Genomic DNA, 25,838 nt, shown 5'->3' with positions numbered 1-25,838 from the left:
TCACCTGCTGGAACGCGAAAAGAGCAATTTCCGCAGCGGCGCTTGCCTGCCGTCGGTCCTCGTGATGCGCACCACCTGTTGCTGCTTGGCGCCGAGGCGCAGTTCGGCCGCGGCGAAGAGGCGATCGACAATGTAATAGTTGCCGCGTATGCGGTAGTTGACGAGCTGGTTGTCCCCGTCAGCACCGACGATGAAGAGCGGCGGGGCCTCGCCCTGATCGATGCGGCGCGGAAACTCGATGTAGACCTTGCTGCCATCATCGAACGCGCGCGTCGGCCTCCAGGGCGGCATGTCGCCGGTAATCGAATAGCGGAAGCGAATATTTTCGAGAGCCACATTCGACGCCACTGGCATAGCAGCCTCGGCCTGCGCATCGCGCCGGCGTAGCGCGATAATCTGGTCCTCGCTGTAGGTCCAGGAGATTGCCGCCATGGCGGTCTTATCCGTGCTTTGAAGCTGCAAGTGATAGCTTCGCCGGTCCGTGGTGATCACCAGATTGGTGGCAAGTCCTGGCGCGAAGGGCTTCACCAGCACATGGGTGCGCTGGTCATCGCCGGAGCCACTGACGGTGTCGCCAATTACCCAGCGCACTGTATCGCCGGCCGACACGGATTGGAGTTTCTCGCCTGACTGCAGAGCGATATCGCTGACGCGCTCCGGTGCGGCATAGAGCTGGTAGAGCGCGCCTTCGGCAAAGGGGTAAACCTGCACCGCATTCACATAGCCATATTTGGTGGGTTGCTGCGTCGCCGCCTTGTTGGCATCGGCGACACGTTCTTCAGGCGAGCGCCTATCTTCAGCAGCCTTGCCCGGCTCGGGCTGCAACTGGCCGGGCAGCGGTAGCGGTTTCGGCACTTCCACGACTTTGACGGGCTTCTCCGGCGCCTTCTCGATTGCCGCCGGTTGGAACTTGGCAGCATCATAGGAAATCTGAGGTGGCGGCACCGGCTTCGAGGCACAGGCGGAGATGACCGCAGCCGACGTCGACAGGACCAGCGCAGTGCGGAGCGACGAGAGTCTATTTATCATTGGCGGGCTCCTTTGGGGGAACGGAAGTCTGCGCGGCACTGTCGAGCTCGCGCGACCAGTCGATGGCATTGATGAAGACGCCGAGCGGGTTTTTGCGCAGCTGATCGGTATTGTTCGGCGGCCGGATCACAATGGTGAGGATCCCGGTCCAACGCGTTGTGCTGGCGAGGCTGCCGCGCTCAAAGACCTGCTCGGTCCATTTGACTTGAAAGGAGCTGTCGGACGCTCGAACCACGCTCGTCACCTGCACCGAGACGCTGCGCGTGCCGATCTTGCCGAACGGGTCGTTGGCCTTAGCGTACTCGTTGAGAAAGAGGGCTCCGCGGTCGGTGGCAAAGTCGTAGGCCGAGAGCCAATTCTGCCGCACCAGCACCGCATCGGTGGAAACAGAGCGGACATTCTGGATGAAGCGGCCGAGATGCCAGGCGATCTGGGCATCGGTGGGCTCGTAGTCCCGGATTGCTGGAGCGACGGCGCGCGCCTCGCCGAAACGATCAACCTCGACGACATAGGGCACGACGCGGCCCTGCATCGACTGCCACAAGAGTCCACCAGAGAGCCCGGTGGCCAGAGCGAGGCAGCCAAAGGCCATCAGGCGCCAGTTCCTTGCCTGCACGCGCGCAGTGCCGATGCGCTCGTCCCAAAGTTGGGCGGCCTTCTGGTATGGTGTGACGGGGTGGGGCGTCTTCCCGTAACGCTGAACAGGTCGCTTGAAGAGCATCTAGTCTTCCTTATCGTTGAGAGAGGGGTTGGCGCCGCTTCCACCCCGATCGCCATCGCGGACGGCCTGCGTGGCGGCGTGGCGATGGGCGCGCGCGGTCTGTTCGGAACGCAAGCGCCTCGCCCACGCCGGCGCGGCATTGGCACCTGACGCGGCAGGGTTTCCGGTCATTGATGCGGTCGGCGTGCCGCCCGTCGCGGTCCAGGCGGCATCGCGGCCGGCATCGGCGCTGCGCCGGAATGGTTCTGTTGCAGATCGCATTCCCCGAATCGCGGCGCCGCCAGCTGCGCCGGCAACGCCCTGCAGTCCAGCAGCTACGCCGGAGAGGCCGGACTCGGGCGATGTTGCACGCCCCATCTGCCAAGCTGTGGAAGCAGCCGATCCCATGGCCGTGCCGGCTCGAACGGCGGCGAGACCGCCGCCGGTTGCCATGCGCGCGCCGGCAAGCGCCGCACCTCCGGCAACGAGCGTTGATCCGGCGGCCGCCGCGGTGGTTCCGAGTGCGGCTCCCGCGCCAAGCTGCGGCGCGCCGGAAACAAGACCCGAGGCAATTCCCGGTCCGAAAATGCCGAGCCCAAGCAGCGCCAACGCGCCCAGTACCTGTGACATGGCCGCGGCCAAGTCCGGCTCCTTGCCTTGCAGGGCGGAAGCTAACTCGCCGAAGAGCGTGGAGCCGATGCCGACGATGACGGCAAGCACCATCACCTTAATGCCCGACGAGATCACATTGCCGAGCACGCGCTCGGCCAGAAACGCCGAGCGGTTCCAGAGCGCGAAGGGCACCAGAACAAAGCCGGCCAATGTGGTGAGTTTGAACTCCAGGATGGTGATGAAAAGCTGGATGGAAAGGATGAAGAAGGCGATGAGGACCAGGAACCAGGCGAGAAGCAGCACGAAGATGGTCAGCGCGTTGCCAAAAATCTCGGGGAAGCCGACTAGCTGGCTCGCTTGATTGAGCAGCGGCCAGGCGCCCTCGAAGCCGGCCGCGGCAATGCGGCCTGGCCGCAGGAGACTGTCGGCGGACAAATTGCCGGACGAAGCGTTGATGCCGAGCCCGGCAAAGGAGCGGTAGATAATGTCGGCAAGGCTTCTGAAATTGTTCAGGATGAATGCGAAGGCGCCGACATAGAGCACCTTTCGGACAAGCCGACCGAGAATATTGGGTTCGCCGCCGGACGCCCAGACCAGGCCCGCCAGCGTGATGTCAATGCCGATCAGGATGGTAGTGAGAAAGGCGACGTCGCCCGAAAGCAGACCGAACCCGCTGTCGATACAGCGGATGAAGGTCTGCATAAAGCGATCGATGACGCCGAGGTCATTCATGTCGCCGTCTTCCTCGTTGTCTTGAAGACTGCTGATCAGTTGCCGGGATAGGCCGTACCGGTGCCCAGGAAACGCTTCGTCGTCTCGCGGGCAGCTTCCTCGGACTGCGCCCTGCGGGCAGCATCTTCGGCTTCAGCCCGGAACTGGGTCGCGAGCAGCGTCTGGATCTGGATCTGCTGCTTGGTCGAAAGCGCGATCAGCTGATTGGTGGCCTGGCTTGCCTCAAGGGCACCTGCCGCGCCCTGACTGCGGTTGACGAGATCGGTAAGCAGGTCGCCGTCGGCCCGCACGTTCTCCACGATCTGCGACTGCGCGCTCATGGTTTGGCGGAACGCCTGCATGGCGTTTTGCCAGCGCTCGCGCGCGGCGCTCGCCACATCGCTGACCTCGATTGTGGCGTCGTAGCTTTCCGGATATTGCACACGCCACTGGTTCTGAAGCTTGTCGAGATCGAAGCTCAGGCCGCTGGCCTGGGTCATCAGGCCGTCGATCCGTTGGAGCGAACCTGTGAGCTGGCCCACGGAAGAAAAATCCAGGCGCTGAAGGTTGCGCGCCATGTTCTGCAGCATGGTCGCCTGGTTCTGAAGCGACTGGATCTGGTTGTTTATCTGCTCCAGGGAACGTGCCGCTGTCAGCACGTTCTGCGCATAATTCGACGGATCGAACACGATTAGGGCGTGGGCCGGCTGGACGTAGTCGGCCATCGGTTTTGCGATCAGGGAAACGGTTATCAGGCTGGTGAGAAGGCGGCGCCGCATCATGACGATTGCTCCTTGTCTGGTTGAGGGAATTGCTGGAGAAGCTCGGCAGCCCAATCGAGGCCGCGCGCACTCAGGAACCGGGAGGCAAAGCTGTCCTGCCCGTGCTCTGACAGGACGCTGTCGATCAAAGCTTGCGTGGCCGGATCAGAGGCCCCGCAGAGCGCAAGAGCGATCGGGCCGAGCCCGAGCTCGAAGAGGCGGTTGCCGCGGCGCGACTGCAGATAATACTGGCGCTTCGGTGTGGCACGGGCGACCAATTCGATCTGCCGCTCGTTCAGGCCGAAGCGCTCATAGGCTGCCCGCGCCTGCGGTTCCACGGCACGGTCATTGGGAAGAAAAATGCGCTGTGGGCAGCTCTCGATGATCGCCGGCGCGATCGACGAGCCAGCGATGTCTGCAAGTGACTGCGTGGCGAAAATGACGGAGACGTTCTTCTTTCGCAGCACCTTCAGCCATTCACGGATGCGGGCGGCAAAGAGAGGGTTGTCGAGATAGACCCACGCCTCGTCGAGCATCAGCAGCGTCGGCCGTCCGTCGAACCGCTCCTCGAGACGATGGAACAGATAGGTGAGCACCGGGAGCACAGCGCCTTGGCTGTGCATCAGCTCTTCGGTCTCGAAACACTGCACATCCGACAAAGCCAGCCGATCTTCATCGGCATCGAGCAGCCGGCCGAACGGACCGTCGAGCGTGTAGGGCATCAACGCGGCCTTGAGCCCATTGGACTGAAGCAGAACCGATAGGCCGGTCAGCGTGCGTTCCTGCACCGGCGCAGTGGCAAGGCTGATGAGTGCCGACCAGATCGCCTCCTTTACCTCCGGCATAACGGTGACATTCTCATGGGCAACGAGGCCGGCGATCCATTCCGCCGCCCAGCTGCGAGTAGCCTGGTCGCCGATATTGCGCAGTGGCTGGAAGGCAAGCGCACCATCCGCGCCCAGCGCGTGGTGTTCTCCGCCCATGGCCAGTGTTGCCGCACGAGCCGAATTGCCCTTGTCGAAAACATAGACCTGCGCCCCCGCATAGCGTCGAAACTGCAGAGCGACTAGCGCAAGCAGAACCGACTTGCCGGCACCGGTCGGCCCAACGACCAGCATGTGGCCGACATCGCCAACGTGGGTGGAAAGCCGAAACGGTGTCGACCCGTTGGTCTCTGCGAAGAGAAGCGGCGGGGATTCGGTCCCAGTCACGTTGGCGAGATGCTCGTTATCCACCGGACCGGCCCACGCCGACGACAGCGGCATGACATGGGCAAGATTCAGCGTGTGAACGAGCGGCTGGCGAACGTTAGCGTAGACATGACCGGGCAACGAGCCGAGCCACGCCTCGACCGCATTGATGCTTTCACGGATCGTGGTGAAGCCGAGCCCATTGACTATGCGCTCAACCGCTCGGAGCTTTTCCGCGGCGGCCTGCCGGTCCTGGTCCCATACCGTCACCGTTGTGGTGAGATAGCCGAAGCCGACGTGATCGCCGCCCAATGCCTGAAGGGCGGCATCCGCATCGAGCGCCTTGTTGTCGGCGTCACTATCGACGAGAGGGGCGGGTTCGTTGGTCACGACCTCGCGCAGGATGGCTGCGACCGATTTGCGCTTGGCAAACCACTGACGGCGCAACCGGGTCAGTGTCTTTGTGGCTTCCGTCTTGTCGAGCGGGATGAAGCGCGTCATCCAGCGGTAGGCGAAATCCTGATGGTTGAGCGCGTCGAGGATCCCTGGCCGGGTGACGTTCGGGAAACCAAGGATGGTGAGGTTGCACAGATGCTGCTCACCCAGCATCGGCTCCAGGCCGCCGGTAAGCGGCGCGTCAACCAGAACACCGTCGAGATACATTGGCGTTTCCGGCATGGCGACCGGATGGCGGTAGGTCGAGATTGTGCCGTGCAGGTAGGTTAGCGTCTCGGCATCATCGAGGGCGCGCACTTCCGGCATGAAGCCGGACAGCAAATCCAGGACGCGGTCGGTCTCGTCGCGAAACCACGCCAGCTCCTGGCGCCAGTCTCTAGCCCCTCCCGAGTGATGCGAGTCGACCAGTGCGCTTTCCGCCCGCGCCTGGCCATCTGGCGCCGGCATGAAGACCAAGGTCAGATGATAGCGACTCTCGAAGTGCGCGACCTTGCCCTCGAAGGCCGCGCGCCGTTCCTCATCGACCAGCCATGAGGCAGCATCGGGAAAAGCCGAGCTCGGATAGCCCAGCGCTTCAACGCGCTCGGCCTCGAAAAACAACCCCCATCCGGAGCCCAACCTTCGTAGCGCATTGTTGGCTCGTGCGCAGATGCCGACCAACTCGGCTTCGGTCGCGCTTTCAAGGTCGGGGCCACGGAACCGGAAGGTTCGCTGGAAGCTACTGTCTTTATTGAGCACGATGCCGGGCGCGACCAAAGCGGCCCAGGGCAGATGATCGGCAAGCCGATCGGCTTTGCCGCGATACTCCGAAAGGTTCAGCATGCAAGCCACCCCTTCAGGCGAAGATGACGGACAAGCACGCTGGCGAAGTCCGGATCGCGGCGAGCGGCAAAGACCGCGAGCGTGTGGCCGGCGATCCAGAGCGCCAGTCCGGCGATCCACTGCTGCAGGCCAAGTCCGATGGCGGCCGCCACCGTGCCGTTGAGGATCGCCACCGCTCGCGGCGCGCCGCCCAGCAGGATCGGCTCAGTCAATGCCCTGTGAACGGGGACTTCGAAACCCTCAATATGCTGCTCTCCGGTGGCCATCAAACGAGTGCCCCGCCGCCGAAGGAGAAGAAGGAGAGAAAGAAGCTCGATGCCGCGAAGGCGATCGACAGGCCGAAGACAATCTGGATCAGCCGGCGAAAACCGCCTGCCGTGTCACCAAAAGCAAGGGTCAGGCCGGTGGTGATGATGATGATCACCGCGACGATCTTGGCGACCGGTCCCTGCACCGACTCAAGGATCTGCTGCAGCGGCTGTTCCCAAGGCATGCCGGAGCCCGCTGCGTGGGCCGGGACGGTGAGAAGAAACGCGAGCGCGGTGGACGAAAGGAAGCGAAGCTTCTTGCGCATGAGGTGACCTTTCAAAACTGCTGGAGTTGCGGAAGCGTGAGCGGGGTGACGGCGTAATCACCGCTGCTGTCGAGACCGGTGACCTCAGCGATCGCGTCAATGCGGCGCGAGGATCCGCGCCCAGCGATGAAGACGATCAGATCTACCGCATCAGCGATGAGGCGGCGGGGAACGGTGACGACGGCTTCCTGGGCGAGCTGCTCGATACGGTAGAGAGCGGAGCGCGCCGAATTGGCGTGAACCGTTGCGATGCCGCCGGGATGCCCGGTGTTCCATGCCTTCAGCATGTCCAGGGCTTCCGCGCCCCTGACTTCGCCCACGATGATGCGGTCGGGTCTGAGCCGCAGGGTCGAGCGCACGAGATCGGCGAGCGTGACCGACCCCCGCCTCGTCCTCAAGGCAACGCAATCCTTCGCCGCGCATTGCAGTTCGCGCGTGTCCTCGATCAGGATCACCCGCTCGTCGCAATCGGCGGCTTGTGCCAGCAGCGCATTGGCAAGTGTTGTCTTGCCCGACGACGTGCCGCCGGCGACCAGGATGTTGCGCCGCTCGCGGACCGCCTTCTTCAGCGCATCGGCCTGCAGCGGCAGCATGACCCGGTCGGCGACATAGTCGGCCAACGTGTAGAGTTTCGCCGCAGGCTTTCGGATGGCGAAGCATGGCCCCAGCACGACAGGCGGCAGCAGACCCTCGAAGCGCTCGCCCGATGGCAATTCGGCGCTGACAATCGGATTGTCCGCATGCGCCTCGGCGCGCACGTGGGAGGCGACCAGGCGGATGATGCGTTCGGCCTCAGAAGGATGCATGTGCACGCCGGTGTCGACCCGGCCTTCACCCAACCGGTCGAGCCGCAGCGCACCGTCGGGATTGACCATCACCTCAATGACGGTCGGATCGGCAAGGGCTTCGGTGATCGCCGGACCCATGGCGGTGCGCAGCATGGCGCGGCGGCGATGGTCGGCTTCCGGATGAGAACTCATCCTTCCCCTCCCCTGCGATCGTCGGTGCCAAGTGACCGTTTCCCGGAAGCGATTTGGCGGCCGACTTGTTCGACGAACTTCTCGAAGCGCTCCTGGGCAATCGCTTGCGTCGCCTTGTCCGGCACCGGCGTGTGAGCATGAAGCGTGATCGAAAAGCGGATGAAGAGCGCCAGGCTCTCCAGGATCATCTCGACATCGCGCCTGACATGTCCGAGGTCACGGGAAAGACGGTCGAGCCTCTTGCCGTAGCGGTGGTCGAGTTCATTCTCCCCACGCCGCTCGATAAAGGCCTCGACCGCGTGCGCCACAATGGCCGATTTGGTGGTCGATGGATTGCGGCTGAGGTTCTCCAGCTTCTCGCTCAACTCGGGTCCAAGCAAAAACTGGTGACGAATGCGGTGGGGCTTCATGCTGCTTGTTCCCTCTGACCGGCGCTGATGCACCGGCGACGGGAACGAGCATCGTCGAGATCCTCGAAATCGCTTACGGCCGTTATCTACGCTGAGATGCGCCCGCGTATGGCGCGCCGTTCAGAAGCCGGGCACGATGTCCTTGTCGTCGCCCATTCCCTCATTGAGGCCGTACGCACGTGCTGCGGTGGAAATCCGATCCATGACGCGCTTGTCGGCGAGCGTCTCGCAGTCATCGTCTGCGGGCGTGAACAGATCGCCATGATCAGGCTCCTGGGCGACGAGGGTCCGTTCTTCGGGCAGGCCCGGATGGCGCTGCTGCTGGACACCTCCGTCTTCGATTGCCGCGCCGGCACTGTCGTCGTCGCCAGCAAGACGCCGATCCAGGCCGCGCACCTGTCCGCTCCAATCGTCCGGGCGCGACGTGGGCCGATCCGCGTAGGCACCGTCGCGCAGCACCGGCGAAGGCAGCACTCGCTCCGTGAAATTCGGATCCTGGTAATAACGCAACTTCTTGGCGCGAATCGGCGGCAATCCCGAAACCAGGATTAGTTCGTCAGCCTGCGGCAACTGCATCACCTCACCCGGCGTCAGCAGGGGGCGAGCGGTCTCTTGGCGGCTTACCATGACGTGGGACAACCAGGGCGCCAACCGATGGCCGGCATAGTTACGCATCGATCTGAGTTCCGTCGCGGTACCGAGCGCGTCCGAGATGCGTTTGGCCGTGCGCTCGTCATTTGAGGAAAAGGCAATCCGCACATGGCAATTGTCGAGAATGGCGTTGTTCTCGCCATAGGCCTTGGAGATTTGGTTCAACGATTGCGCTATCAGATAAGCGCGGATGCCGTAGCCTGCCATGAAGGCGAGCGCAGTCTCGAAGAAGTCGAGCCGACCGAGCGCCGGAAATTCATCCAGCATCATCAGGAGCGGATGCTTGCGGCTCTTCTTTGGATCGCCCTCCAGGCGCTCGGTCAGCCGCCGGCCGATTTGATTGAGCACCAATCGCACCAGGGGCTTAGTGCGCGAGATATCCGACGGCGGCACGACCAGATACAGCGACATCGGTCGCTCGGCATCCACAAGGTCGGCAATGCGCCAGTCGCAGGCCGATGTTGCCGCGGCCACCGTTGGATCACGATAGAGCCCGAGAAACGACATGGCGGTCGAGAGAACGCCTGAGCGCTCGTTCTCTGACTTGTTCAGCACCTCACGAGCCGCCGAGGCCACGACCGGATGGACCTGGGGCTTGTCCACCGTGCCGAGGTGGTTGGTGGTCATCATCCGCTGCAGTGTCGCAGCGAATGAGCGTTGCGGGTCCGACAGGAAGGTGGCGACACGGGCGAGTGTCTTTTCCTCTTCGGCGTAGAGCACGTGCAAGATGGCGCCAACTAGGAGTGAATGACTGGTCTTCTCCCAATGGTTCCGCCGCTCCAGCGCGCCTTCCGGATCGACGAGAATGTCGGCGATGTTCTGAACGTCGCGGACCTCATCTGGACCTTTGCGCACTTCCAGCAGCGGGTTGTACCGCGCCGATCTCGGATCGGTCGGATTGAACAAGAGACAGTGCGAGAACTTCGACCTCCAGCCAGAGGTCAGCTGCCAGTTCTCGCCTTTGATGTCGTGAATGACGGCCGAGCCGGTCCAGGAAAGAAGGGTTGGAACAACGAGTCCGACGCCCTTGCCCGAACGTGTCGGCGCAAAGGCCATGACGTGTTCCGGTCCGTCATGGCGCAGATAGCGATAATTCAGTTCGCCAAGGAAAACGCCGGCCGGCTGAAACAGCCCCGCCTTCTCGATCTCCAGCTTCATGGCCCATCGTGAGGACCCATAGGTGGTGACCAACCCCCGCTGCCGTGCGCGCCAGAGGGACCCAGCTATCGCGGCGGAACAGCCCAGGAACCCGCTGGCTCCGGCAAGTATGCCAGCCTTGTCGAAGACTTCAGGCGCATAGGCGTCAAATTGGAACCACCATTCGAACAGTTTCCACGGCTGGTAGATCGGCCAGCCGACTGTCACAAACCATGGCGCGCCCAGTGGCGGCTGATAGGAGAGCATGTGGGCGCACCATTGGGTTGCAGTCCACACGCCAAGAATGACAATTGCGAATACGACAGCGATCTGCCCAATCAGCAACTTCGTGGGTGTCAATGGCTTGCTCCGCTCTTCTGGGCAGACGGACCAAACATCGCGCCGAGCGATGAGAATTCGAACGGCCGCTACGTGCGACTAGGTGCGATGACAAGGTTGATAGGCATTGTTCAGCTGCGAACAGCAAAAATCCGCCGCAGCAACCGATCGGCGGTGCCAGGTACGCGGTTTGGTCGCAGAAGATGTTGGGGCTTCAGGCGCGGGCACATTGAAGATGTGCTGACAGACAAACCTTTGGAGCCGACGCGTTTGTGCGATTAGCGAGCTGAAGGGCTCGGCGAGAAGTCGTCGTTCTCAATCGGGCGACGGGGATACATCGGCGAAGACGGCATAAGGCAGGATGGGCCAGACCGAGCCGACGGCAAGGTCGTAGCCAAGGCCTTGGAGCGCATAGCGCCTGGCCGGGAGGCCGCCGCCAGTCAGGCTTACGCGGCGCGTCGTTGAGCGAGGTGAAGACCCGAACGGGCTCGACGAGGGTCCACGGCGGTCACAATGTTGTGGTGGTGATCGCAGTAGACGCGATCCGGCGAAGTTGGCCCAGCACAAAAACGATAACCGCCAGGTACAGAAGCGTCTTCGCTCACCGGGAAGCGGCACTGATAGAGGCCTAGCTGAATGAGGGGGACGTCTCTCGAAGTTGGTCTGATATTTTCAGGATTTTCAGGCATGATGGTTTCCTAGTTCGTAGCAATTACCAGCTGACGGCCGCAGTGCGACCCGTCGGGACGAGCTTCTCTCGTTTTGGAGGGCTATGGGTCACCATATGGTGTTGGTAGCACCATCAATGAAGCCCTACGCCCTGCTTCTGAAGCCAATAGTTTGCGACTTAAGGCCACACGCGGACGCATTAGCAATCTACCATCGTGTCCCCGAGGCACTCGCCCGCCGCGGTTTGCCGGCGGCGGGGTGGCACTGGCTTGTGGGGCCCTAGGCCCACTCGCGGCGCTCGCACTCGATCTCGGTGCGGGTTTGCCGTGTCTCATCGCCCTGTCAGCGCCTTGCAAATGAGCGAAACCAAGCTGTCGCGCGCTCGCTCGTGGAGTGCGCCTTTCGGCCGCCATGCAAGGAAATCATCAACGCTCATCCAATCAGCCGGGTTTGTGTCGGCGTCTGGCTGGCTGAATTCCACATACAGATGCAGTTCGTCCGGCACGAAGACGACCCTCCACGATCCTTTGATGTCATTGGCAAGGTTATAGGCGAGGACGGCCATGGCGGGGCACTCCTTTCGCCGTGGAGCGTGCCTATCTCACGGGAAAATTCCATCGCCAGAAGTTGGTATTGACGCTCCCGCTTTCTCAGAAATCCAACGTCCGCATGATGCCGAAAGGTGCGGCTAGCTTTTTGTGTATCCTGGTTGGAACACGGGACCGCCGCGCAAGTTCGGTGCACGCAGCCATTCCTCCCCTCCAGGTATTGCTGCAGATCGGTATCCCGATCGGCCCGCGCTCCCCGCAAGGGCGCGGGCCTCGGCCTGTGGTGCTCATGCCATCTACTTCGATCCGCAAGATGGAATATGATCTGGATAGAAGGACCCTCTCGGTGTGGTTCGTCGCCAGCGGCAAGCGGTACGAGTTTGAGGGGGTACCGCCGGAAACCTTTGCCGCGTTCCGGGCCGCGTTCGCCAAGGGCCGCTATTTCAACGACCACATCCGCAACAATTTCCGCTACCGTCTGGTTGCGAGCGATAGCGACCCGGGATGACCTGACCTGCCGGCGGCTCAATCGTCCTGTCGCTCCAACCGGCGGTTGGTGGACGCGTTGCCGCCGTTGCGCTTAGGGTTGGTTACGGTCCGCGCTCACTTGGCAAGCCCACCCCGCATCCCCCCGCCTGGTGCAAAGCGTTTGATCGGTCCCGCCGTTCTGGCAGTGCGGCGGGACTTTTTTGCGGTCCAGGTGGAACATCGGCGCGCGGGGAAGGCGCGGTGCACGCAGCACCCTTTTCTCATCCAACGTACGTCGGTGGCGCGCTGAAGGGTCTCAACGTCGGTCTGCCGCCGGAGCTCAACTAGCTGGACTATTGCTCGACCGGAAGCGGCTCGTGCTGCGGCTCAGCGTGGTGGAACACCTGTCCAAGATCGCGCGCGTCGAACGTTTGGCCGCAGACTGGGCAGTAGACCAAGTGCTTCGACTCGTCCTCTACCGGCCCGTCATGCGGCCTGCCCTCATAGCCTGTCGCGATGTTGTCGGTTCTAATCCGGGGCAACGACAAGTGCCTTTCGTCGTTTTGGCGGCCGATATTTCTCCATTAGCCGGACCTTGTCACGGTCGACCGTGACCAGCGGCCCGAGGTCGATAGTCACGGTGTCCTCGTCGATGCGCGTGACCTCGCCTTTCAGGTCGATTTGCTGGCCTCGGTTCACCTTGGTGTGGTCGATGATGGAATGTGGGAAGTCGTAACCTGGGATCGAGACCCTTACGCGGTCCTCTGTTACCCGCGTCAGAACCCTGGCCGTAATCGCCACCTGGTCACCAATGCCTATTCTCCGAGCCATGCCATGGATTCTGGTGCGGGCAGTGTCTTCTTCAAGAGGCCTCTAATATACGCCGGCCATCCTAAGGCTGACCTACGACCAGAGTTACAAAAGTTGAACTTCACCGGGGAACACTCCTTCTGTCTGCCTGTTCAATTTGCCAGGCGCATCCCGCGCATTCAGACAGGAGAAAGAAGATGAAACGCATCCTTTTGGCTTCGGCCGTGCTGGCGGTGTCGGCCGGGCTTTCCTTTGCCCAGACGACGAGCGGAACTTCGAGCGGAACCTCGACCACCACAACCATGCCCAGCACGACGGATCAGGGCACCGGCACGACGAGCAGCGGGACCAACATGTCCGGCGATCAGGGCACCGACACGACCACCACCAGCGGCACCACAAATCCGAACTCGGCCAGAGACTGCGCGCCCGGCCAGCAGACTGGCAGCGCTCAGCAGGCGGCGCCTGGTCAGCAGGACACGACAGCCAACACCGCCGCGCCGGGCCAGGTGAAAAAGACCGACGAAGGTTGCTGATTGGCACATCGGCTCAGGTTGGGAATCACCAGCGTGTGGCTGGCTGATCTCCCCCGACCACCGCCTGAACTCAACTCGGCTGGCGAGCAAGTTCCCGCCAGCTCAACGTTCTGATGCTGAAAATACTGGACCAGATCTATGCGGTCTCACCGTTAGCGCCAGCGAAGCGACGACACCGGGGCGGGACAGGCGGGGCCGCTACAGCTCCAGGCTTGTCTTCCCGGTGCGCACGGCGTCGACGACTTCGCGCATCGAGTCGAGGACGAGCTGCCGACGATCCGCATGCGGATCAGCAACTCAGGGTCGATCGAGGGACGGCCGACCGGGCAGGCCGCACCCTAATACCCAAGCGGAAAGGCCACGCCCACGCCTGGACACGGCCAGTGTATATCGGCGGGCTGCTTGCCAATGAGCTCTAGTGATGTCGAGCGCCCGCTGCGCCGATATGAGCGTGGAGGCCACGAACAGGCGTATCAAAGGTCTGGCCTGATCGCGCCGGCTGATGATGCGCATAAAGGCCTGGGGGCCAGGCATCAGCGGCTCGGCCGTCGCCACGATCTCGGCCTGCCGCCACTTGTAGACGGGCGCCAGATACTGGCGGATGGCCTTTAGCGTAGCGTCATGCTGGAGCGCCAACGGATCGGGATCGATGCCGTCAAAGGCGACAAGACCAAGTACCCAGGACGGAAGCCAGCAGCGATGGGGAAGCGCGACAAGATCGTGAAGTTGGATGCCGAGGGCATGACCAGAACAGCGATAGCCAAAGGAACTGGGGGTCAGTGAGCGGAGCGTTTATCCGGCGCTTCAGGGGACCGGTGAGCGCCTATAGGTGACCACTAGGACTACGAGGCGAATTAGGCCCCACCAGACTATGAAACGCTCCTCTCCTAAGCTGACCCGCGCTCTTCCGTATCTTGACCCTCAGCTTCAGACGCCTGTCGAGGAAGTGTTCGACGCTGGCCATCACCCGTGCGCCCGCACGCTCGCTGCGAACATAGAGGGCAGTCGTCGGCGTAGCGAACGAAGCAGTGCTTGGCTGATTTCCACACAGTCGCGGCGGGGCAAGACCGGCTTTTAAGCGGTTGAGACGGATCATGGATGGTCGCTGGCTCTGGATGACGGAAACGGATCAAAACGACGGCTGGATGCTCTGCATAGCCAACGAGATCACAATCTGCGGCTTCGGAAGCGAGGCTAGTCTCCATGACGTCAGGGCACGCCGCCGCTTCCGGTCTGCCAGTCTGGCGCATGTGTCAACAGTTCCGAGCCGAAGCACTGCACCGCCCTCCCAGCCAAAGAAAGTTGGCTCGCCCGACTGGCAGAAGAAGGCCTCGATGCTTCGCGCCTTCGCGGGGCCGTCAGCCAGACCATCGCCGGTGAGCCGCCGAAGGAACGTGGCATCCTTGCCGCGCTGCGCCGATCCCGCTGCCGGAGCCGATCTCCAGGTCAAGATCTGATGCGACATCTGCTCGATACAAACCGCCTCGGAGCCCCTGCTCTAAAGGACGGCCCAACGAAACGACCACAATCTTTTCATCTCCTCCCTCACAGCCGTCGAATTCGTCGCGGTGTGCTTGAGAAGCCGTCGGGCAAGCGGCGTGACGAGCTCGAAAAATAGTTCGCGGCGTCGGACGGTGCACAGATGCTTTTTGCCGGCCGGGTCCTGTTGTACGACGAGAGGATGGTCCGGCTAGGCAAAGTGCCGGGCCCAAGGAGAGCCAGCTCAGCCTCAATCGAATCGGCCAGCGGTTCTTTGAATTCGCGGTAATCCACATTCATGCAACCACTGCCCTTGTCTTCGCGTTTAGCTGCGTTCAATCGTGGGGAGCGACAAGAATGCGGGCCTTCAGTCCAATTACAATCTGCCTCAATCGCAACCTGACGGTGGTCGCGTCCATAGCCGACGCAATGAAGGTGCTTCAGCAACCATGGCCTAGAATGGGAAAGCCGGGGCGGCTCAACGCGATCCGAATGGTCGAGGAGTCCCTCGCCGGGCATTGCAGCCAGCAAGCTGCGCTCGAGGCCTTCAAGGCGGCGGCGGCTGAACAGGGACTCCTTAGAACAAGAGGGACCACCGCAGGTCTGGGGAAAATTGCGCGGATGGTTGAAGATCTGATGTGAGGTCATGCCGGCCTCGCTAACACTGAAGAGCCGCCCCACTTGAAGCCCGAAATACTGCCTTCTCCCGCGGCAGCCGAAACGCCTCAAACGGGCTATTAGCCTGGACGTGAGAAGGCCCTGGCTTCGTCCGGGACAGCCAGGACCCAAGTCGCGGCGGTGGCAACTAATCTGGTGGTGGCCGCCAGATGGTTCAGCCAGGTCGGCACGAGAACCGAAGATAACCGGGACTGTGCCGGCGTCGGCATTCGCAAAGAGGGGCACTCTGCATCGTTCTCGATGGCTAATCAGCAGGAAGGAACGTCTTGGCCTCTTTGGCAGCAGCCTCGAAGGCCTGACGGACCTCCACCGGGGTCAGCCGCCCCTAAAATGCGTCGGCGCAGGACTGGATCGCCAGCTTCCACTTCGGTCCCCTCTTCGGCCACTTCATGTTCCTCGGCGGCTCCCTTGACGTGGCTCACCCCGTAGGTGAGCCCAGGTCGGTTGGCCCTGACGTAGACCGGAGGGGATAACCGGAGTGCCATGAGGGGGAACTTAGGCGGGAAGAGCCCGTTGACCAACCCAGCTGTAGGCGCGGATAGGGGAACGATGTAGGCCCCTCGCGGGTTTAGAGGTTGCAGCGGTCGTTCTTCGGATGTGCAGCCGCTGTGGCGGGGGTCCGTCGCCTCTCCTTGCTGGCGGCGGGCTCCGCAAAGCGCGGTGTTGGTCGGAGACAATGGAACCTTATACCGCAATCCAACTTAGCTAGTTGTAATGTCCCCTCCTCTTTTGCAGCAGCCAGGAATGCCCTGCAGGCCTCCTCCGGCTCCATCTGACGCTGCCCCCAGTTTCTATCCATTTTTGAGTTCCTCAGCCCTCCAGGAACGCCAGAAGCGCCGCATTCACCTCGTTGCTCTCTTCGCGTTGAACCCAATGCGTCCCCTTCTCGAAAGTCTGCAGGCGGCCATCGTCGCAAAGGGCGAGACTGCGCTTGGCCAGCCCGGATTCCAGAGCCTGGTCCCGCATCCCCCAGATTACAAGAGTGGGCGTCGTGATCCGCTCCTTCAGGCTCGGGCGAAAGCGCAGGGCGCGATACCAGTTGAGCATGTTGGTCAGCGCCCCCGGCCGCTCCCAGGCCTGCCGATATTCTGCAATCTCCTCTTCTTCGAAGGCGCCTGCCCGGCTGGATGTCCTGAGTGCTCGTGCGAGCAAGGCCGAGCGGCGCGCACCCAAAACGGCTTCGGGCAGCAAGGGGATCTGGAAGAAAACCGCGTAGCTGCTCCGCAGAAACTGCGTCGGAGATCGCTGGGCATGGGTAAACAGCACCTCGGGATGGGGCGCATTCAGGATGACGAGCTTGTCCAGGCGATGAGGCAAGTTTGCCCCGGCGGCCCAAGCGACGATGCCGCCCCAGTCATGGCCGACGAGGTGAAACCTTCCGATGCCGAGCGCGTCGGCCAGGGCGACGACATCGCCGAGGAGCTTGGGGAGCGTGTACTCGTGGATGCCCTCGGGCTTGTCGCTGGTGTTGTAGCCCCTCTGGTCGGGAACGATGACCCGATATCCGGCGGAAGCGAGCGTACGGATCTGCCGTCTCCAGCCGATCCAGAAGTCCGGGAACCCGTGCAGGAGCATGACCGGCTTACCCTCGGCAGGCCCGGCCTGAACGACATGAAGCCGAATGCTTCCGGCGTTGACGAACTGATGTTCAGGCGCGAGTGAGATCATGGCTGGTAACGTGGGTGTCGTTAAAGTGATCCAGCGCAATGAGGATTTAGATCAGGCTGCGTCGTCCCGACAACATGCACGCTCAGCCGTCGCATCCTCCGCCAGATGGGCATGGGAGCCGAAGGGCCAAGTGGGGATGGCGCAGGTGTTGGTACAGGCGGCGGATCTTTATTTGTAAGCGCAGGTCTGCACCTGCATCCTTTGGCGCTATTATACGTTTGCCCCGCGAAGAAGATGCTCCGGACCGGCGGCCATGTCGAAGAAAACAACCGAGGACGCTTACGAAGGTCAAGTGCAACTTGAGCGGCGGGCCGAACGGGAGAGCCGCGGACGCAATGCCGAATGGCCGTCAGAGATTCCCAGCCGCGGCTGGAAGGACGTGCTGTGGCGGGTCTTCGCTGAGCTCACCGAGGACCGTGTTATGCTTATCGCGGCCGGGGCCGCATTCTATCTGCTTCTTGCCCTCTTTCCAGCACTTGCCGCCTTCGTGTCCATCTACGGTTTCGTCGCCGATCCTCAGACCATCGCTGAGCACATTGCGTTCCTTGGCGGCGTACTGCCTTCGGGAGGTCTGGATATTATCAGATCTCAGCTTGCGTCCTTGGCCGCTCAGAAGGCTGGCGCGCTCAGCTTCGGCTTCATCTTCGGCCTTGCCGTCGCACTGTGGAGCGCCAGTAACGGCATAAAGACGCTATTCGAAGCCATGAACATCGCCTACGAGGAGAGTGAAAAGCGCGGCTTCATCCACCTGAATCTCCTGGCCTTGGGCTTCACACTTGGCGCCATCCTCATTGGTATCGGCTTTATCATCTCGGTGGGGATTGTGCCGGCCATGCTTGTGCTGCTGAACCTCGGCGGCTGGACCGAAGCCCTTGTGCGGATCTTTCGGTGGCCGATGATGCTGATCATGGTGGGCGTCGGGATCACGCTGATTTACCGCTACGGACCCAGCCGGGAAAGGGCAAAGTGGCAATGGGCGACATGGGGCGCCTTCCTCGCCGCTGTGGTCTGGATCGCAGTCTCGATAGGCTTCTCCTATTATCTTGAAAACTTCGCCAACTACAACGCCACGTATGGAGCTCTTGGGGCAGTCATCGGCTTGATGATGTGGACTTGGATTTCTGTGATTATCCTGGTTGTAGGTGCGGAGCTGAATTCCGAGATGGAGCATCAGACAGCGATGGACACCACCACAGGTGCGCAGCAGCCGATGGGTGCGCGAGGTGCCACGGTCGCCGACACACTGGGCGGACCGGCCGATGCCGCCGACCAGCAGTCGCGTTTGGACGAGCGCAACGCGTAGCGCGCAGATCAATTTGCACGCCATCGTCAAGCGGCTGCAGCCGAGCGTGAGCAACGGCTCAAGGCGCTGGTCGCCCGGCTTGCCCAGGTGACTGGCGATCTCACCATCCAGAAGCAACGCAAAAGCATCGTCGCCGATGCCGAAACCTCGCCAGCCTCGACGAGGTTCATTGTTCTGCTCAAGCGTCAGAGCCGCCGACTTGAAGGGCGAGATCGCTCGCTACTCGACGACGATCCGCTGTGGGCCTGTCTCGATCAGGTCTTCGGTTCGGTCAAGGGCCCCGCGTACTCCTGATGGCCGAGTTGTCCGAGATTGACACCTTTCCAATAAGGCCATCGCCAAACTCGTGGGCTTGGCGCCGATCGCCAATGACAGCGGCAGACGCAGCGGTCGAAGACCGGTGCGCGGCGGCCGTAAAGGTCCGCGCTCCATCCTTTTCCTCATCGCGCTCACCGTCGCCAGATATGATCCCCCCGCGCCTTCAGACAGGAAAGGAAAAGATGACTATTCGCATTGCGCCCGCCCGCAAGCTACCCATCATTCCCAATGCAAAAGCACGCGATGCGCGCCACGAGTTCGCAAACGCAACTTGACACCCCAGATAGTCACTCATTGGGAACCAACGTGCCTTACCTCCGTTTGCTCCTCGAATGGAGGAAACCATGAACAACCGGAATTCTGAACGGCGTCCCCCGACTGCGGTAAGAGCTGGTGACGGTACCTCGGAAGACATAGGAGCGACCGTAAGCGGCACGTTATCCAAAGCGTCCGACATAGCGCAAGGGGCAGCGGAAACCGCCAAACGGGCGGCCGTTGGTGGCGCGTCCACCGTGACCAATCAGGTGAAGGAGATGTTGGACCGTCAGGTCGGCAGCGGCGCCGAGGTGATGGGCCAACTGGCGAGTTCGACCAAGCGTGCGGCCGAGGACCTCGACGCAAACGCACCGATAGTCGCTGGGGTCGTGCGCACCTTCGCGAATAGGCTTGATGGATACGCAGACGACCTGCGAGACAGGTCCGTCGATCAGCTGGTTCTTGCAGCGTCCGATTTGGCGAGGCGCAAGCCGGGTTTGGTGTTTGGGCTGGCCGCCGTAGCGGGCTTTTTGACGTTCCGCACACTGAAGAGCGCGCCTCCCGCACCAGAGTCCAACAAGGGAAGGCGGCAGGGAGCGAACTGATCTGATGGCACAGGAACAACTGAAGAATTCGCCTCTCCCTCAAGCGCTGTCGGCAGTGTTGGCGGACGTCGCGGACCTCTTTCAAAAAGAGTTGCGCCTGGCGCATGCGGAGCTGTCCGCCAACGTCGCAACGAAGCTCCAAGCAGGTGTGTGGATGTCTGCTGCTGGCGGGCTGGGAGTGGTCGCCGCTCTGCTTCTAGTGCAAGCCCTCGTACTTGGAATAGCCAGCTTAGGGATGGCCCTGCACTGGTCGTGTCTGATCGTCGCGGCCGCAACGGCCCTCGCCGCTGCTTTCGCCTACTATCGGGGCCGCGCTGATGCGCAAAAAGAACTTCTGCCGACACACTCCATAAGCCAAATAAAGCAGGATATTGCGACAACCAAGGAGCAATTAACATGAGCCGCAATTCACAGGTCCAGGATTTTGGAACGAAAGAATGGCTTCTCAGCTCCGCTAGGAACAATCCCGAAGGCCTTCTGCTCGTCGCAGCAGGGTGCGCGCTGCTAATGCGCAGCCGCAGTTCAAGTGCCGGGCATCGCGAGCAATCCCGTGCAACCGACGGGCGCCAAAATGCTCCGCACGTACGCACCGCCAGCGGCGGGGCGTCCAAAGCGCAGGAAGAGGCTAGCGAGACAGCAGAGGCCATGCGCGACAATTTAGCCGGCATTGGGGAGAAGGTGAGTGAAACCGCAAGTCAGTACGCATCATCCGCCGCGTCATACGCAGAACAGGCCGGTCGCTCCGTATCCGAGAAGTCAGGGCGCGTGGTGCAGCAAGCCCAATCAACGTTGCAAGACACGATTGGCCGCATGGTGGAAGAACAGCCATTGGCTTTTGTTCTGGCCGGCTTCGCAGCTGGTGCCGCTATAGCTGCTGCTTTGCCGGCCAGCGATGTCGAGAGGCGCACGCTCGGCCCAGCAGGAGAGCGATTGACGGATGCTGCTGAAAAAGCTGGGGAACGCTTGAAGTCCTCGACAGCAAAGGCGGGCGAACGGCTCAAAAGCGCCGCCGAGGAACATGGGCTGAATTCGGACGGCCTGAAGGAGGTCGCAAGGGACGTTGCGGGCGCCTTTGGAAGCGCCTTGTCAGAAGAGCAATCAAGTGAACCCGTGCAGCCGCCTTCGCCAAGCCCAAGTGGATCGAGCGGTTCATCCACTCCGGCCGCCAAGCTGCAACCGGGCAGCGCCACCCCTTCGGAAGGAATAACGGCTAAATCGCAGCGGTCGGGCAACGCTCGGTCGAGCAAACCTGCCCGCCCCGGTGGCAAGAGAGATTTATGATGGCCGATCCGCAACTTGAGCATCTTGAATACGAAGTTGAGGCTGCCCGGGCTAAGCTCGCCGAGGACTTGTCGACACTTCGGTCGCCAAACACGCTCTCCGAATTTACCGATGATTTGAAACACGAAGCGCTTGAGGCAAAGGATGCGCTGGTGGAGAAAGCAAGAGCCTCAATGCAATCGGTGGCGCAGGCGATTATTGACGATCTCAAGGCCAAGGCGGCTGCCAATCCGAGCGCTGCTTTGGCGATTGGGGCCGGTTTGGGGTGGCGTTTCCTCCGCCATCCGCCGATCGCAACTGCACTCGTCGGAGCGGGATTGATCAGCTTGTTGCGGACCAATTCAGCCCGGCCACCCAGCGAGCAGCAGGTTGATCACCTATCGTACGCCAAGGAGCGCCTGAAGGAGCAATCTAGCGATTTGGCGGAAAGCGTCAGTGATTTCGCTCTTGAAACGGCTGGCAAAATAAAACGCGAAGCTGCCGAGTTGACCGGCGTGGCCAAGGAAACTGTTAAAGAGAAGACAGAACGTCTGGCTGCGGGTATCCGCCATAGCGGCGTTGGGCCGCACCAGGGCGAGACTGTCGCAAAAGCATCCGCACCCTTCGATGAAGCTTCGTTAGCTGTTCAAGACGCATCGGGCAATGAGCATACCGAGGACAAACTCCTTCTGGCGGCGGCGGGTTTGGCAGTCGCCGCGGCTGTCGGCTTTGCCTATCAACGACGTCTGAATGAGCAGATGGACACCGACCGAACTGGATGAGCGTAGACAGAGGTCATTGCAGAGAAACAGTCGTCCTGAAGGCAAAGTATGATGCCGCGCTCACATTTATCGAGTCCCGACGAGTTCAGCCATCGGATTGCATATTCTGGAACCACGGACGGCGCGATGACGATGCGCACGGCGGAGAAGATCGGACAAAGCGGTCAACCCCTTCGAGCATGATGATCGTCGGCCGGTCGGTCACGGCCTTCAGCGAAACCGCCAGCGACCGGCTGAGCGGAATTCACCCCGAAAACCGTGCAAGTGCTGCCGACCCCATAACGTGAGCGCAACGGCGCGCTCTGTCCGCTGTCAGGAGGAACTTTCTTCGATCCGGCTTGGCGCTGCCGGTGCCCGCGCACGCACTGCTCAGTGATCAGGGACGAGTGTTCTCGGGCATTCCGCTATCGCGACCTCGTTTCGAACGTTTTAACACGCCCCCTCAAGCTTGATCTCGCCGAGCGCTGCGCCAGACTAGCCCTTCCGATCTTGGCTAGACTAGTGCCAATGCGTATTCGACCAGGCTTGCGCAAACGAACGCTTCAACTCTCTAAGTGACGACGCCGCAATATTAGCATCGCTCGTCGTTGCAATTTCTCGAAATGCGCAGCTCGACGACCGCCTGCTAGGCGTGTTCGTTGCCCAGCGTTCACGAAGGGGGACGCGCTAGCGGACGAATCCCGATCACCCAGTTCACGGTCACTACGTTCCTACCCGATCACCGCTTGGCGCTGTCGCTGTCCGCTTCGGCCCGCGCAAGGAACTGCTCGGTTGTTGAGGGAAGACGGGTTTTCAGCCAATCCGCCATCGCGACTTCCTCTCGCAGATTCTCTTCGCAAGCCCGAAGAGCCTCCGTTTCGCCGAGCGATCGAGCAGCGGCAATCAGGATCGTGTAGGAGGCGATTTCCATGTGCTCGAACGTGTAGCTCGCGAGCGATCCTTTCATCACCTCGTCTCCAGCGAAGACGCCGCTCAGCGATTGCGCCATCGCCGTCAGCTTACCGCCAGCGTCCTTCATCGTGGATGAACCCTCGTCCATCTGATCGAGACAAGTCTTCAGCCGGGCAGCCTGCTGCTTCGTCTCGTCGAGGTGCTGTCGGATCCGGTCGCTCAGCTCGGGATAGTTCTCGATGCGATCCAACTGCCCGTTCAACATCGTTTCGGCCTGCTCTTCCATGGCATGGGCATCTCTAAGCCATTGGACAAACCATTCGCGGCTTTCTGACATCTCGAATCTCCTTTGCGATCTAAGGAAACTTTCAGAAGAGGACATTGTTCCGGAGTAGAGCCCGCCGAACGGGCCTTGACCGTCGCAGAGATCAGCGTCGTGGCGGGTCTCAATTCACCTCGCGAAAAATCCTGCAGCGATGCGTGGAAAAGGCCAAGATCGCGGAAGATCGGCGCAAGGAAAACGGCCCGTGGACGCTCGCCGCTGCGCCGCTCCATCACAAAGTCCAACTGGCACTGGCCGCTTCCTGGCCATCCGACGCGGCGACATACGGCGACATATTGAAGGTCCCGCATGGCATACCGAGACCGCTGTCTGTCGTTCCTAGCAAGTAAGAACGGCAAGCAGATGAAGCTACGGGCGGTCGGCGAAGCTGAAGTGGATTCTCGACGAGGCGCTGATCGCGGCCGCTGGCGCTCCGCATTGAGCCTTGTGCCCCACCGCGCCACCGCAGTCACAAGGAACGCGACGGCCTCTCCGCTCGTTGATTGCTTTTCGACTCGAGCCGCCGTCATGAGGTTCTAATATACGCCGGCCATCCTAAGGCTGACCTACGACCAGAGTTACAAAAGTTGAACTTCATCGGGGAACACTCCTTCTGTCTGCCTGTTCAATTTGCCAGGCGCATCCGGCGCATTCAGACAGGAGAAAGAAGATGAAACGCATCCTTTTGGCTTCGGCCGTGCTGGCGGTGTCGGCCGGGCTTTCCTTTGCCCAGACGACCAGCGGAACTTCGAGCGGAACCTCGACGAGCGGAACCTCGACCACGACGACCATGCCCAGCACGACGGATCAGGGCACCGGCACGACGAGCAGCGGGACCAACATGTCCGGCGATCAAGGCACCGACACGACCACCACCAGCGGCACCACAAATCCGAACTCGGCCAGAGACTGCGCGCCCGGCCAGCAGACTGGCAGCGCTCAGCAGGCGGCGCCAGGTCAGCAGGACACGGCAGCCAACACCGCCGCGCCAGGCCAGGTCAAAAAGACCGACGAAGGTTGCTGATTGGCACATCGGCTCAGGTTGGAATCACCAGCGTGTGGCTGGCTGATCTCCCCCGACCACCGCCTGAACTCAACTCGGCTGGCGAGCAAGTTCCCGCCAGCCGAGCATCAGTTTAGGAACCTTTGCGCTTGCTTGTGCTTTCAGTGGGGCACGCGTGGTTTCTTTTGCTTTCGGTCAGATAGTTATCCGTCTGCTCGCGCATCTTGCCTGAAGGGAGCTGCGGTCGCGCTCAGAGGAGAGCCGCGCTGTATTGCCGATAGCGCTAGAGCGAAGAAGCCCTACGGCAACCGGCAGTTGGACTGACACCAAGTTGGCTCCGAGAGCGTTGGGAACAGCCTGGCACGGCACGTTGCTCAGTTTGGACCTTCGCAAAGGATGCATGGAATGGCGAAAGACGTTTCTCGCGAGGAAGAGCAACGCGGCACCGGAAAGGTCCTCATCTGGGGCGCCGCGATCGCCCTTGTTCTCTTTGTTGCCCTGCTGGCCATATTCGTTCTGGGATAGTCCTGACTGCTGCAGCAGGATCTAACTTGGGTGCACGACGTTCTGAGCCTAGAGAGCTGCAGAGCCTACTTGGATCTTGAGCACCGTGGGGTTGAATGCAAGCTCCCGTGTGGTGCAAGTGACTGCTAGGCTTTCGCGGTTTTGGTGTCCTCTTCGGTTTAGATGCCGCGGGCCGACGTCACAGCAAGTGCGGCCTTCAGGCGCTGCTCCCGAAGCCGCGGTCTTTGCGTCTCGTGCCGCACGCTCAATGTCGGTCAATCCTCGTGCAGCATCCGAGGCGCGCTCGTCTCTGGCTTGTCTTTCTTTCTCGGTAGGCAACTTCCTACACTCCGATGTGCCAGCACAGTCGGCTGTCGGCACCCAACCATGGTCGCCATATCGTATTCCACGCCAACAGAAAAAACCCGCCTCGACTGCCGCTGAGCGCGCGCATCCCCGCCTCTGGAACGCTTCAAACACTTTGCCGTTGTTAAAGGCACCTGCAGGAGCCAGGCATGAGAGTATTTCAACGAATTTTGCCGCTCGCCGTGTTCGCGTTGCAACTCTTTGCCGTGCAGTCATTTGCTCAGACCGAGCAGCAAGATCTTCCGGGGCAAGGCGCATCATCGACAACCGAAGATGCCGAGGATGTCGGCGTCGACGTTTCGCTTGGCAGGCACGAAGTGAAACAGCAGATCGCACGGGAGCTTGGAATCTCCGAGGTGGAAGTGCCTCTGGCAGTTCATGTGCCTATCGAGCTCGCCAAGCGGGTCTGCGAGAAAGAGGTACTCGACGCACGCGCCAATGTGAACCGAAGCTGCACCGCGACGAAATACATCCCGGAAATTGCCGAAGCAGCACGAAATCGTCCGCAAACCTCTGCCGTTCCGGAGCAATAGGCGAAGACGAATACTATGGGATAAAGAAGGGGTGCTTGGCTACTCTGGGCGATCGACAAAGCGCCGCCCCGAAAGTGTGGAGCGCTTGCGCGTAAGTTTTCAGGTAGCGTCGATACCGCTTCGCTTCCCCAGAGGATGAATCAGTTTTGGGGCCGTATGCTTCGACAAAAGGCGCACACCAGATTGCGAAGGCAACCTTCGACCGGTAGAGGCGGACACTGCTTGTTAGCAGCATCTTGATGATCGCCAAACTGACGAGCTTCTCTGGTCAGCATAGTAGCTTTTTGAGACTCCCGGCCCTTTTAGGTATACTTTCCCCTGACTGTCGACAATTGTTAGGGCGTCGTCAGCTGTGAGCGACCATCGCGCTTCCGCCCCGATCGGGAGACAGCGCAGATGGAAACCTCGTTCAAGAACGAACTGTTGCGGCGCCTGAGCGCGCCGGATCTGACATTGCTGCAGCCTCAC

At 61.4% G+C, this 25,838-nt stretch carries 25 protein-coding genes and 2 pseudogenes; 12 read left to right on the top strand and 15 right to left on the bottom strand.

What is annotated here, in order from left to right:
- From trbG to NKI85_RS24065, 12 genes are all read right to left on the bottom strand, one after another.
- The gene (trbG, locus tag NKI85_RS24120; protein ID WP_352746265.1) at window positions 1-1,029 is read right to left on the bottom strand and encodes a P-type conjugative transfer protein TrbG; all 1,029 of its coding nucleotides are present in this window, start codon (window positions 1,027-1,029) and stop codon (window positions 1-3) included.
- On the bottom strand, window positions 1,019-1,750 hold the full coding sequence (trbF, locus tag NKI85_RS24115) for a conjugal transfer protein TrbF (protein WP_031212913.1): 732 nt from the start codon (window positions 1,748-1,750) through the stop codon (window positions 1,019-1,021). The genes trbG and trbF overlap by 11 nt, the downstream gene beginning before the upstream one ends.
- Window positions 1,751-3,073 carry a P-type conjugative transfer protein TrbL gene (gene trbL, locus NKI85_RS24110; RefSeq protein ID WP_352778317.1) on the bottom strand — a complete coding sequence of 441 codons (1,323 nt, stop codon included), beginning with the start codon at window positions 3,071-3,073 and terminating at the stop codon, window positions 1,751-1,753.
- Window positions 3,074-3,108: 35 nt separating this feature from the next.
- Window positions 3,109-3,834: a P-type conjugative transfer protein TrbJ gene (gene trbJ, locus NKI85_RS24105; protein ID WP_352650984.1), complete on the bottom strand. Its 726-nt coding sequence runs from the start codon at window positions 3,832-3,834 to the stop codon at window positions 3,109-3,111.
- The gene (trbE, locus tag NKI85_RS24100) at window positions 3,831-6,281 is read right to left on the bottom strand and encodes a conjugal transfer protein TrbE (RefSeq protein WP_352778313.1); all 2,451 of its coding nucleotides are present in this window, start codon (window positions 6,279-6,281) and stop codon (window positions 3,831-3,833) included. Before trbE ends, trbJ begins: the two co-directional genes overlap by 4 nt.
- A complete protein-coding gene (locus tag NKI85_RS24095) occupies window positions 6,275-6,547 on the bottom strand; it encodes a VirB3 family type IV secretion system protein (protein ID WP_023680309.1) in 273 nt (90 codons plus the stop codon). Before NKI85_RS24095 ends, trbE begins: the two co-directional genes overlap by 7 nt.
- On the bottom strand, window positions 6,547-6,855 hold the full coding sequence (locus tag NKI85_RS24090) for a TrbC/VirB2 family type IV secretion system protein (protein WP_352528997.1): 309 nt from the start codon (window positions 6,853-6,855) through the stop codon (window positions 6,547-6,549). Before NKI85_RS24090 ends, NKI85_RS24095 begins: the two co-directional genes overlap by 1 nt.
- Before the next feature lie 11 nt (window positions 6,856-6,866).
- Entirely contained in the window at window positions 6,867-7,835 is a 969-nt protein-coding gene (gene trbB, locus NKI85_RS24085; protein ID WP_023680311.1) for a P-type conjugative transfer ATPase TrbB, read from the bottom strand.
- Window positions 7,832-8,245: a CopG family transcriptional regulator gene (locus NKI85_RS24080; RefSeq protein ID WP_352458763.1), complete on the bottom strand. Its 414-nt coding sequence runs from the start codon at window positions 8,243-8,245 to the stop codon at window positions 7,832-7,834. The genes trbB and NKI85_RS24080 overlap by 4 nt, the downstream gene beginning before the upstream one ends.
- Before the next feature lie 120 nt (window positions 8,246-8,365).
- Complete coding sequence (locus NKI85_RS24075) at window positions 8,366-10,393, bottom strand: conjugal transfer protein TraG (RefSeq protein ID WP_352778309.1); 2,028 nt, start codon at window positions 10,391-10,393, stop codon at window positions 8,366-8,368.
- A gap of 425 nt (window positions 10,394-10,818) precedes the next feature.
- Complete coding sequence (locus NKI85_RS24070; protein WP_352473685.1) at window positions 10,819-11,061, bottom strand: GcrA family cell cycle regulator; 243 nt, start codon at window positions 11,059-11,061, stop codon at window positions 10,819-10,821.
- 311 nt (window positions 11,062-11,372) lie between these two features.
- The gene (locus tag NKI85_RS24065) at window positions 11,373-11,606 is read right to left on the bottom strand and encodes a hypothetical protein (protein ID WP_352457940.1); all 234 of its coding nucleotides are present in this window, start codon (window positions 11,604-11,606) and stop codon (window positions 11,373-11,375) included.
- Window positions 11,607-11,626: 20 nt separating this feature from the next.
- On the opposite strand from NKI85_RS24065, the gene NKI85_RS24060 reads away from it, so the two are divergent.
- Complete coding sequence (locus NKI85_RS24060; RefSeq protein WP_352457939.1) at window positions 11,627-12,097, top strand: KTSC domain-containing protein; 471 nt, start codon at window positions 11,627-11,629, stop codon at window positions 12,095-12,097.
- Between the two features lie 488 nt (window positions 12,098-12,585).
- Here NKI85_RS24060 and NKI85_RS24055 read toward each other — a convergent pair whose 3' ends face one another.
- The gene (locus tag NKI85_RS24055; RefSeq protein WP_352473687.1) at window positions 12,586-12,888 is read right to left on the bottom strand and encodes a hypothetical protein; all 303 of its coding nucleotides are present in this window, start codon (window positions 12,886-12,888) and stop codon (window positions 12,586-12,588) included.
- Between the two features lie 176 nt (window positions 12,889-13,064).
- Between NKI85_RS24055 and NKI85_RS24050 the strand changes: the two genes are divergently transcribed.
- The 3 genes and pseudogenes from NKI85_RS24050 to NKI85_RS24040 all read left to right on the top strand — a co-directional run bounded on the left by NKI85_RS24050 (window position 13,065) and on the right by NKI85_RS24040 (window position 15,524).
- Window positions 13,065-13,403: a hypothetical protein gene (locus NKI85_RS24050; protein WP_352457937.1), complete on the top strand. Its 339-nt coding sequence runs from the start codon at window positions 13,065-13,067 to the stop codon at window positions 13,401-13,403.
- 1,045 nt (window positions 13,404-14,448) lie between these two features.
- Window positions 14,449-14,576 (top strand): annotated as a pseudogene (locus tag NKI85_RS24045) (diguanylate cyclase); the annotation flags it as partial.
- Window positions 14,577-15,239: 663 nt separating this feature from the next.
- Window positions 15,240-15,524 carry a DUF982 domain-containing protein gene (locus NKI85_RS24040; RefSeq protein ID WP_023680323.1) on the top strand — a complete coding sequence of 95 codons (285 nt, stop codon included), beginning with the start codon at window positions 15,240-15,242 and terminating at the stop codon, window positions 15,522-15,524.
- A gap of 846 nt (window positions 15,525-16,370) precedes the next feature.
- Here the strand turns inward: NKI85_RS24040 and NKI85_RS24035 are convergent.
- Complete coding sequence (locus NKI85_RS24035; protein WP_352778304.1) at window positions 16,371-17,228, bottom strand: alpha/beta fold hydrolase; 858 nt, start codon at window positions 17,226-17,228, stop codon at window positions 16,371-16,373.
- A 253-nt stretch (window positions 17,229-17,481) separates the two neighbouring features.
- Between NKI85_RS24035 and NKI85_RS24030 the strand changes: the two genes are divergently transcribed.
- The 6 genes and pseudogenes from NKI85_RS24030 to NKI85_RS24000 all read left to right on the top strand — a co-directional run bounded on the left by NKI85_RS24030 (window position 17,482) and on the right by NKI85_RS24000 (window position 21,751).
- Window positions 17,482-18,531, top strand: coding sequence for a YihY/virulence factor BrkB family protein (locus tag NKI85_RS24030; protein ID WP_352706213.1), 1,050 nt, complete (start codon window positions 17,482-17,484; stop codon window positions 18,529-18,531).
- A 48-nt stretch (window positions 18,532-18,579) separates the two neighbouring features.
- Window positions 18,580-19,124, top strand: a pseudogene (locus tag NKI85_RS37950) (transposase); the annotation flags it as partial.
- A 237-nt stretch (window positions 19,125-19,361) separates the two neighbouring features.
- Window positions 19,362-19,709, top strand: coding sequence for a hypothetical protein (locus tag NKI85_RS24015; RefSeq protein WP_352457932.1), 348 nt, complete (start codon window positions 19,362-19,364; stop codon window positions 19,707-19,709).
- 4 nt (window positions 19,710-19,713) lie between these two features.
- On the top strand, window positions 19,714-20,109 hold the full coding sequence (locus NKI85_RS24010) for a phage holin family protein (RefSeq protein WP_352778296.1): 396 nt from the start codon (window positions 19,714-19,716) through the stop codon (window positions 20,107-20,109).
- On the top strand, window positions 20,106-20,990 hold the full coding sequence (locus tag NKI85_RS24005; RefSeq protein ID WP_352706224.1) for a hypothetical protein: 885 nt from the start codon (window positions 20,106-20,108) through the stop codon (window positions 20,988-20,990). Before NKI85_RS24010 ends, NKI85_RS24005 begins: the two co-directional genes overlap by 4 nt.
- A complete protein-coding gene (locus tag NKI85_RS24000) occupies window positions 20,987-21,751 on the top strand; it encodes a hypothetical protein (protein WP_352706226.1) in 765 nt (254 codons plus the stop codon). The genes NKI85_RS24005 and NKI85_RS24000 overlap by 4 nt, the downstream gene beginning before the upstream one ends.
- Window positions 21,752-22,469: 718 nt before the next feature.
- Here NKI85_RS24000 and NKI85_RS23995 read toward each other — a convergent pair.
- Complete coding sequence (locus tag NKI85_RS23995; RefSeq protein ID WP_352778348.1) at window positions 22,470-22,979, bottom strand: ferritin-like domain-containing protein; 510 nt, start codon at window positions 22,977-22,979, stop codon at window positions 22,470-22,472.
- 655 nt (window positions 22,980-23,634) lie between these two features.
- Between NKI85_RS23995 and NKI85_RS23990 the strand changes: the two genes are divergently transcribed.
- Window positions 23,635-23,988, top strand: a complete 354-nt coding sequence (locus tag NKI85_RS23990) for a hypothetical protein (RefSeq protein ID WP_023680319.1) — start codon at window positions 23,635-23,637, stop codon at window positions 23,986-23,988.
- 998 nt (window positions 23,989-24,986) lie between these two features.
- Window positions 24,987-25,370 (top strand): hypothetical protein, encoded by a 384-nt coding sequence (locus NKI85_RS23985; RefSeq protein WP_352778292.1) that lies wholly within the window; start codon window positions 24,987-24,989, stop codon window positions 25,368-25,370.
- The last annotated feature ends 468 nt before the right edge of the window (window positions 25,371-25,838 follow it).

The sequence above is a fragment of the Mesorhizobium sp. M0571 genome, assembly GCF_040320985.1.
Classification (GTDB): domain Bacteria; phylum Pseudomonadota; class Alphaproteobacteria; order Rhizobiales; family Rhizobiaceae; genus Mesorhizobium.
The sequence above is the reverse complement of the archived record's forward strand: the minus strand, read 5'-3'. Positions and strand labels throughout refer to the sequence as shown.

Excerpts from the sequence above, each read along its gene's own strand:
- trbG (WP_352746265.1), bottom strand. The coding sequence starts at position 1,029 with ATGATAAATAGACTCTCGTCGCTCCGCACTGCGCTGGTCCTGTCGACG.
- trbF (WP_031212913.1), bottom strand. The coding sequence starts at position 1,750 with ATGCTCTTCAAGCGACCTGTTCAGCGTTACGGGAAGACGCCCCACCCC.
- trbL (WP_352778317.1), bottom strand. The coding sequence starts at position 3,073 with ATGAATGACCTCGGCGTCATCGATCGCTTTATGCAGACCTTCATCCGC.
- trbJ (WP_352650984.1), bottom strand. The coding sequence starts at position 3,834 with ATGATGCGGCGCCGCCTTCTCACCAGCCTGATAACCGTTTCCCTGATC.
- trbE (WP_352778313.1), bottom strand. The coding sequence starts at position 6,281 with ATGCTGAACCTTTCGGAGTATCGCGGCAAAGCCGATCGGCTTGCCGAT.
- NKI85_RS24095 (WP_023680309.1), bottom strand. The coding sequence starts at position 6,547 with ATGGCCACCGGAGAGCAGCATATTGAGGGTTTCGAAGTCCCCGTTCAC.
- NKI85_RS24090 (WP_352528997.1), bottom strand. The coding sequence starts at position 6,855 with ATGCGCAAGAAGCTTCGCTTCCTTTCGTCCACCGCGCTCGCGTTTCTT.
- trbB (WP_023680311.1), bottom strand. The coding sequence starts at position 7,835 with ATGAGTTCTCATCCGGAAGCCGACCATCGCCGCCGCGCCATGCTGCGC.
- NKI85_RS24080 (WP_352458763.1), bottom strand. The coding sequence starts at position 8,245 with ATGAAGCCCCACCGCATTCGTCACCAGTTTTTGCTTGGACCCGAGTTG.
- NKI85_RS24070 (WP_352473685.1), bottom strand. The coding sequence starts at position 11,061 with ATGCCTGAAAATCCTGAAAATATCAGACCAACTTCGAGAGACGTCCCC.
- NKI85_RS24065 (WP_352457940.1), bottom strand. The coding sequence starts at position 11,606 with ATGGCCGTCCTCGCCTATAACCTTGCCAATGACATCAAAGGATCGTGG.
- NKI85_RS24055 (WP_352473687.1), bottom strand. The coding sequence starts at position 12,888 with ATGGCTCGGAGAATAGGCATTGGTGACCAGGTGGCGATTACGGCCAGG.
- NKI85_RS24050 (WP_352457937.1), top strand. The coding sequence starts at position 13,065 with ATGAAACGCATCCTTTTGGCTTCGGCCGTGCTGGCGGTGTCGGCCGGG.
- NKI85_RS24040 (WP_023680323.1), top strand. The coding sequence starts at position 15,240 with ATGCGGGCCTTCAGTCCAATTACAATCTGCCTCAATCGCAACCTGACG.
- NKI85_RS24035 (WP_352778304.1), bottom strand. The coding sequence starts at position 17,228 with ATGATCTCACTCGCGCCTGAACATCAGTTCGTCAACGCCGGAAGCATT.
- NKI85_RS24030 (WP_352706213.1), top strand. The coding sequence starts at position 17,482 with ATGTCGAAGAAAACAACCGAGGACGCTTACGAAGGTCAAGTGCAACTT.
- NKI85_RS24010 (WP_352778296.1), top strand. The coding sequence starts at position 19,714 with ATGGCACAGGAACAACTGAAGAATTCGCCTCTCCCTCAAGCGCTGTCG.
- NKI85_RS24005 (WP_352706224.1), top strand. The coding sequence starts at position 20,106 with ATGAGCCGCAATTCACAGGTCCAGGATTTTGGAACGAAAGAATGGCTT.
- NKI85_RS24000 (WP_352706226.1), top strand. The coding sequence starts at position 20,987 with ATGATGGCCGATCCGCAACTTGAGCATCTTGAATACGAAGTTGAGGCT.
- NKI85_RS23995 (WP_352778348.1), bottom strand. The coding sequence starts at position 22,979 with ATGTCAGAAAGCCGCGAATGGTTTGTCCAATGGCTTAGAGATGCCCAT.
- NKI85_RS23990 (WP_023680319.1), top strand. The coding sequence starts at position 23,635 with ATGAAACGCATCCTTTTGGCTTCGGCCGTGCTGGCGGTGTCGGCCGGG.
- NKI85_RS23985 (WP_352778292.1), top strand. The coding sequence starts at position 24,987 with ATGAGAGTATTTCAACGAATTTTGCCGCTCGCCGTGTTCGCGTTGCAA.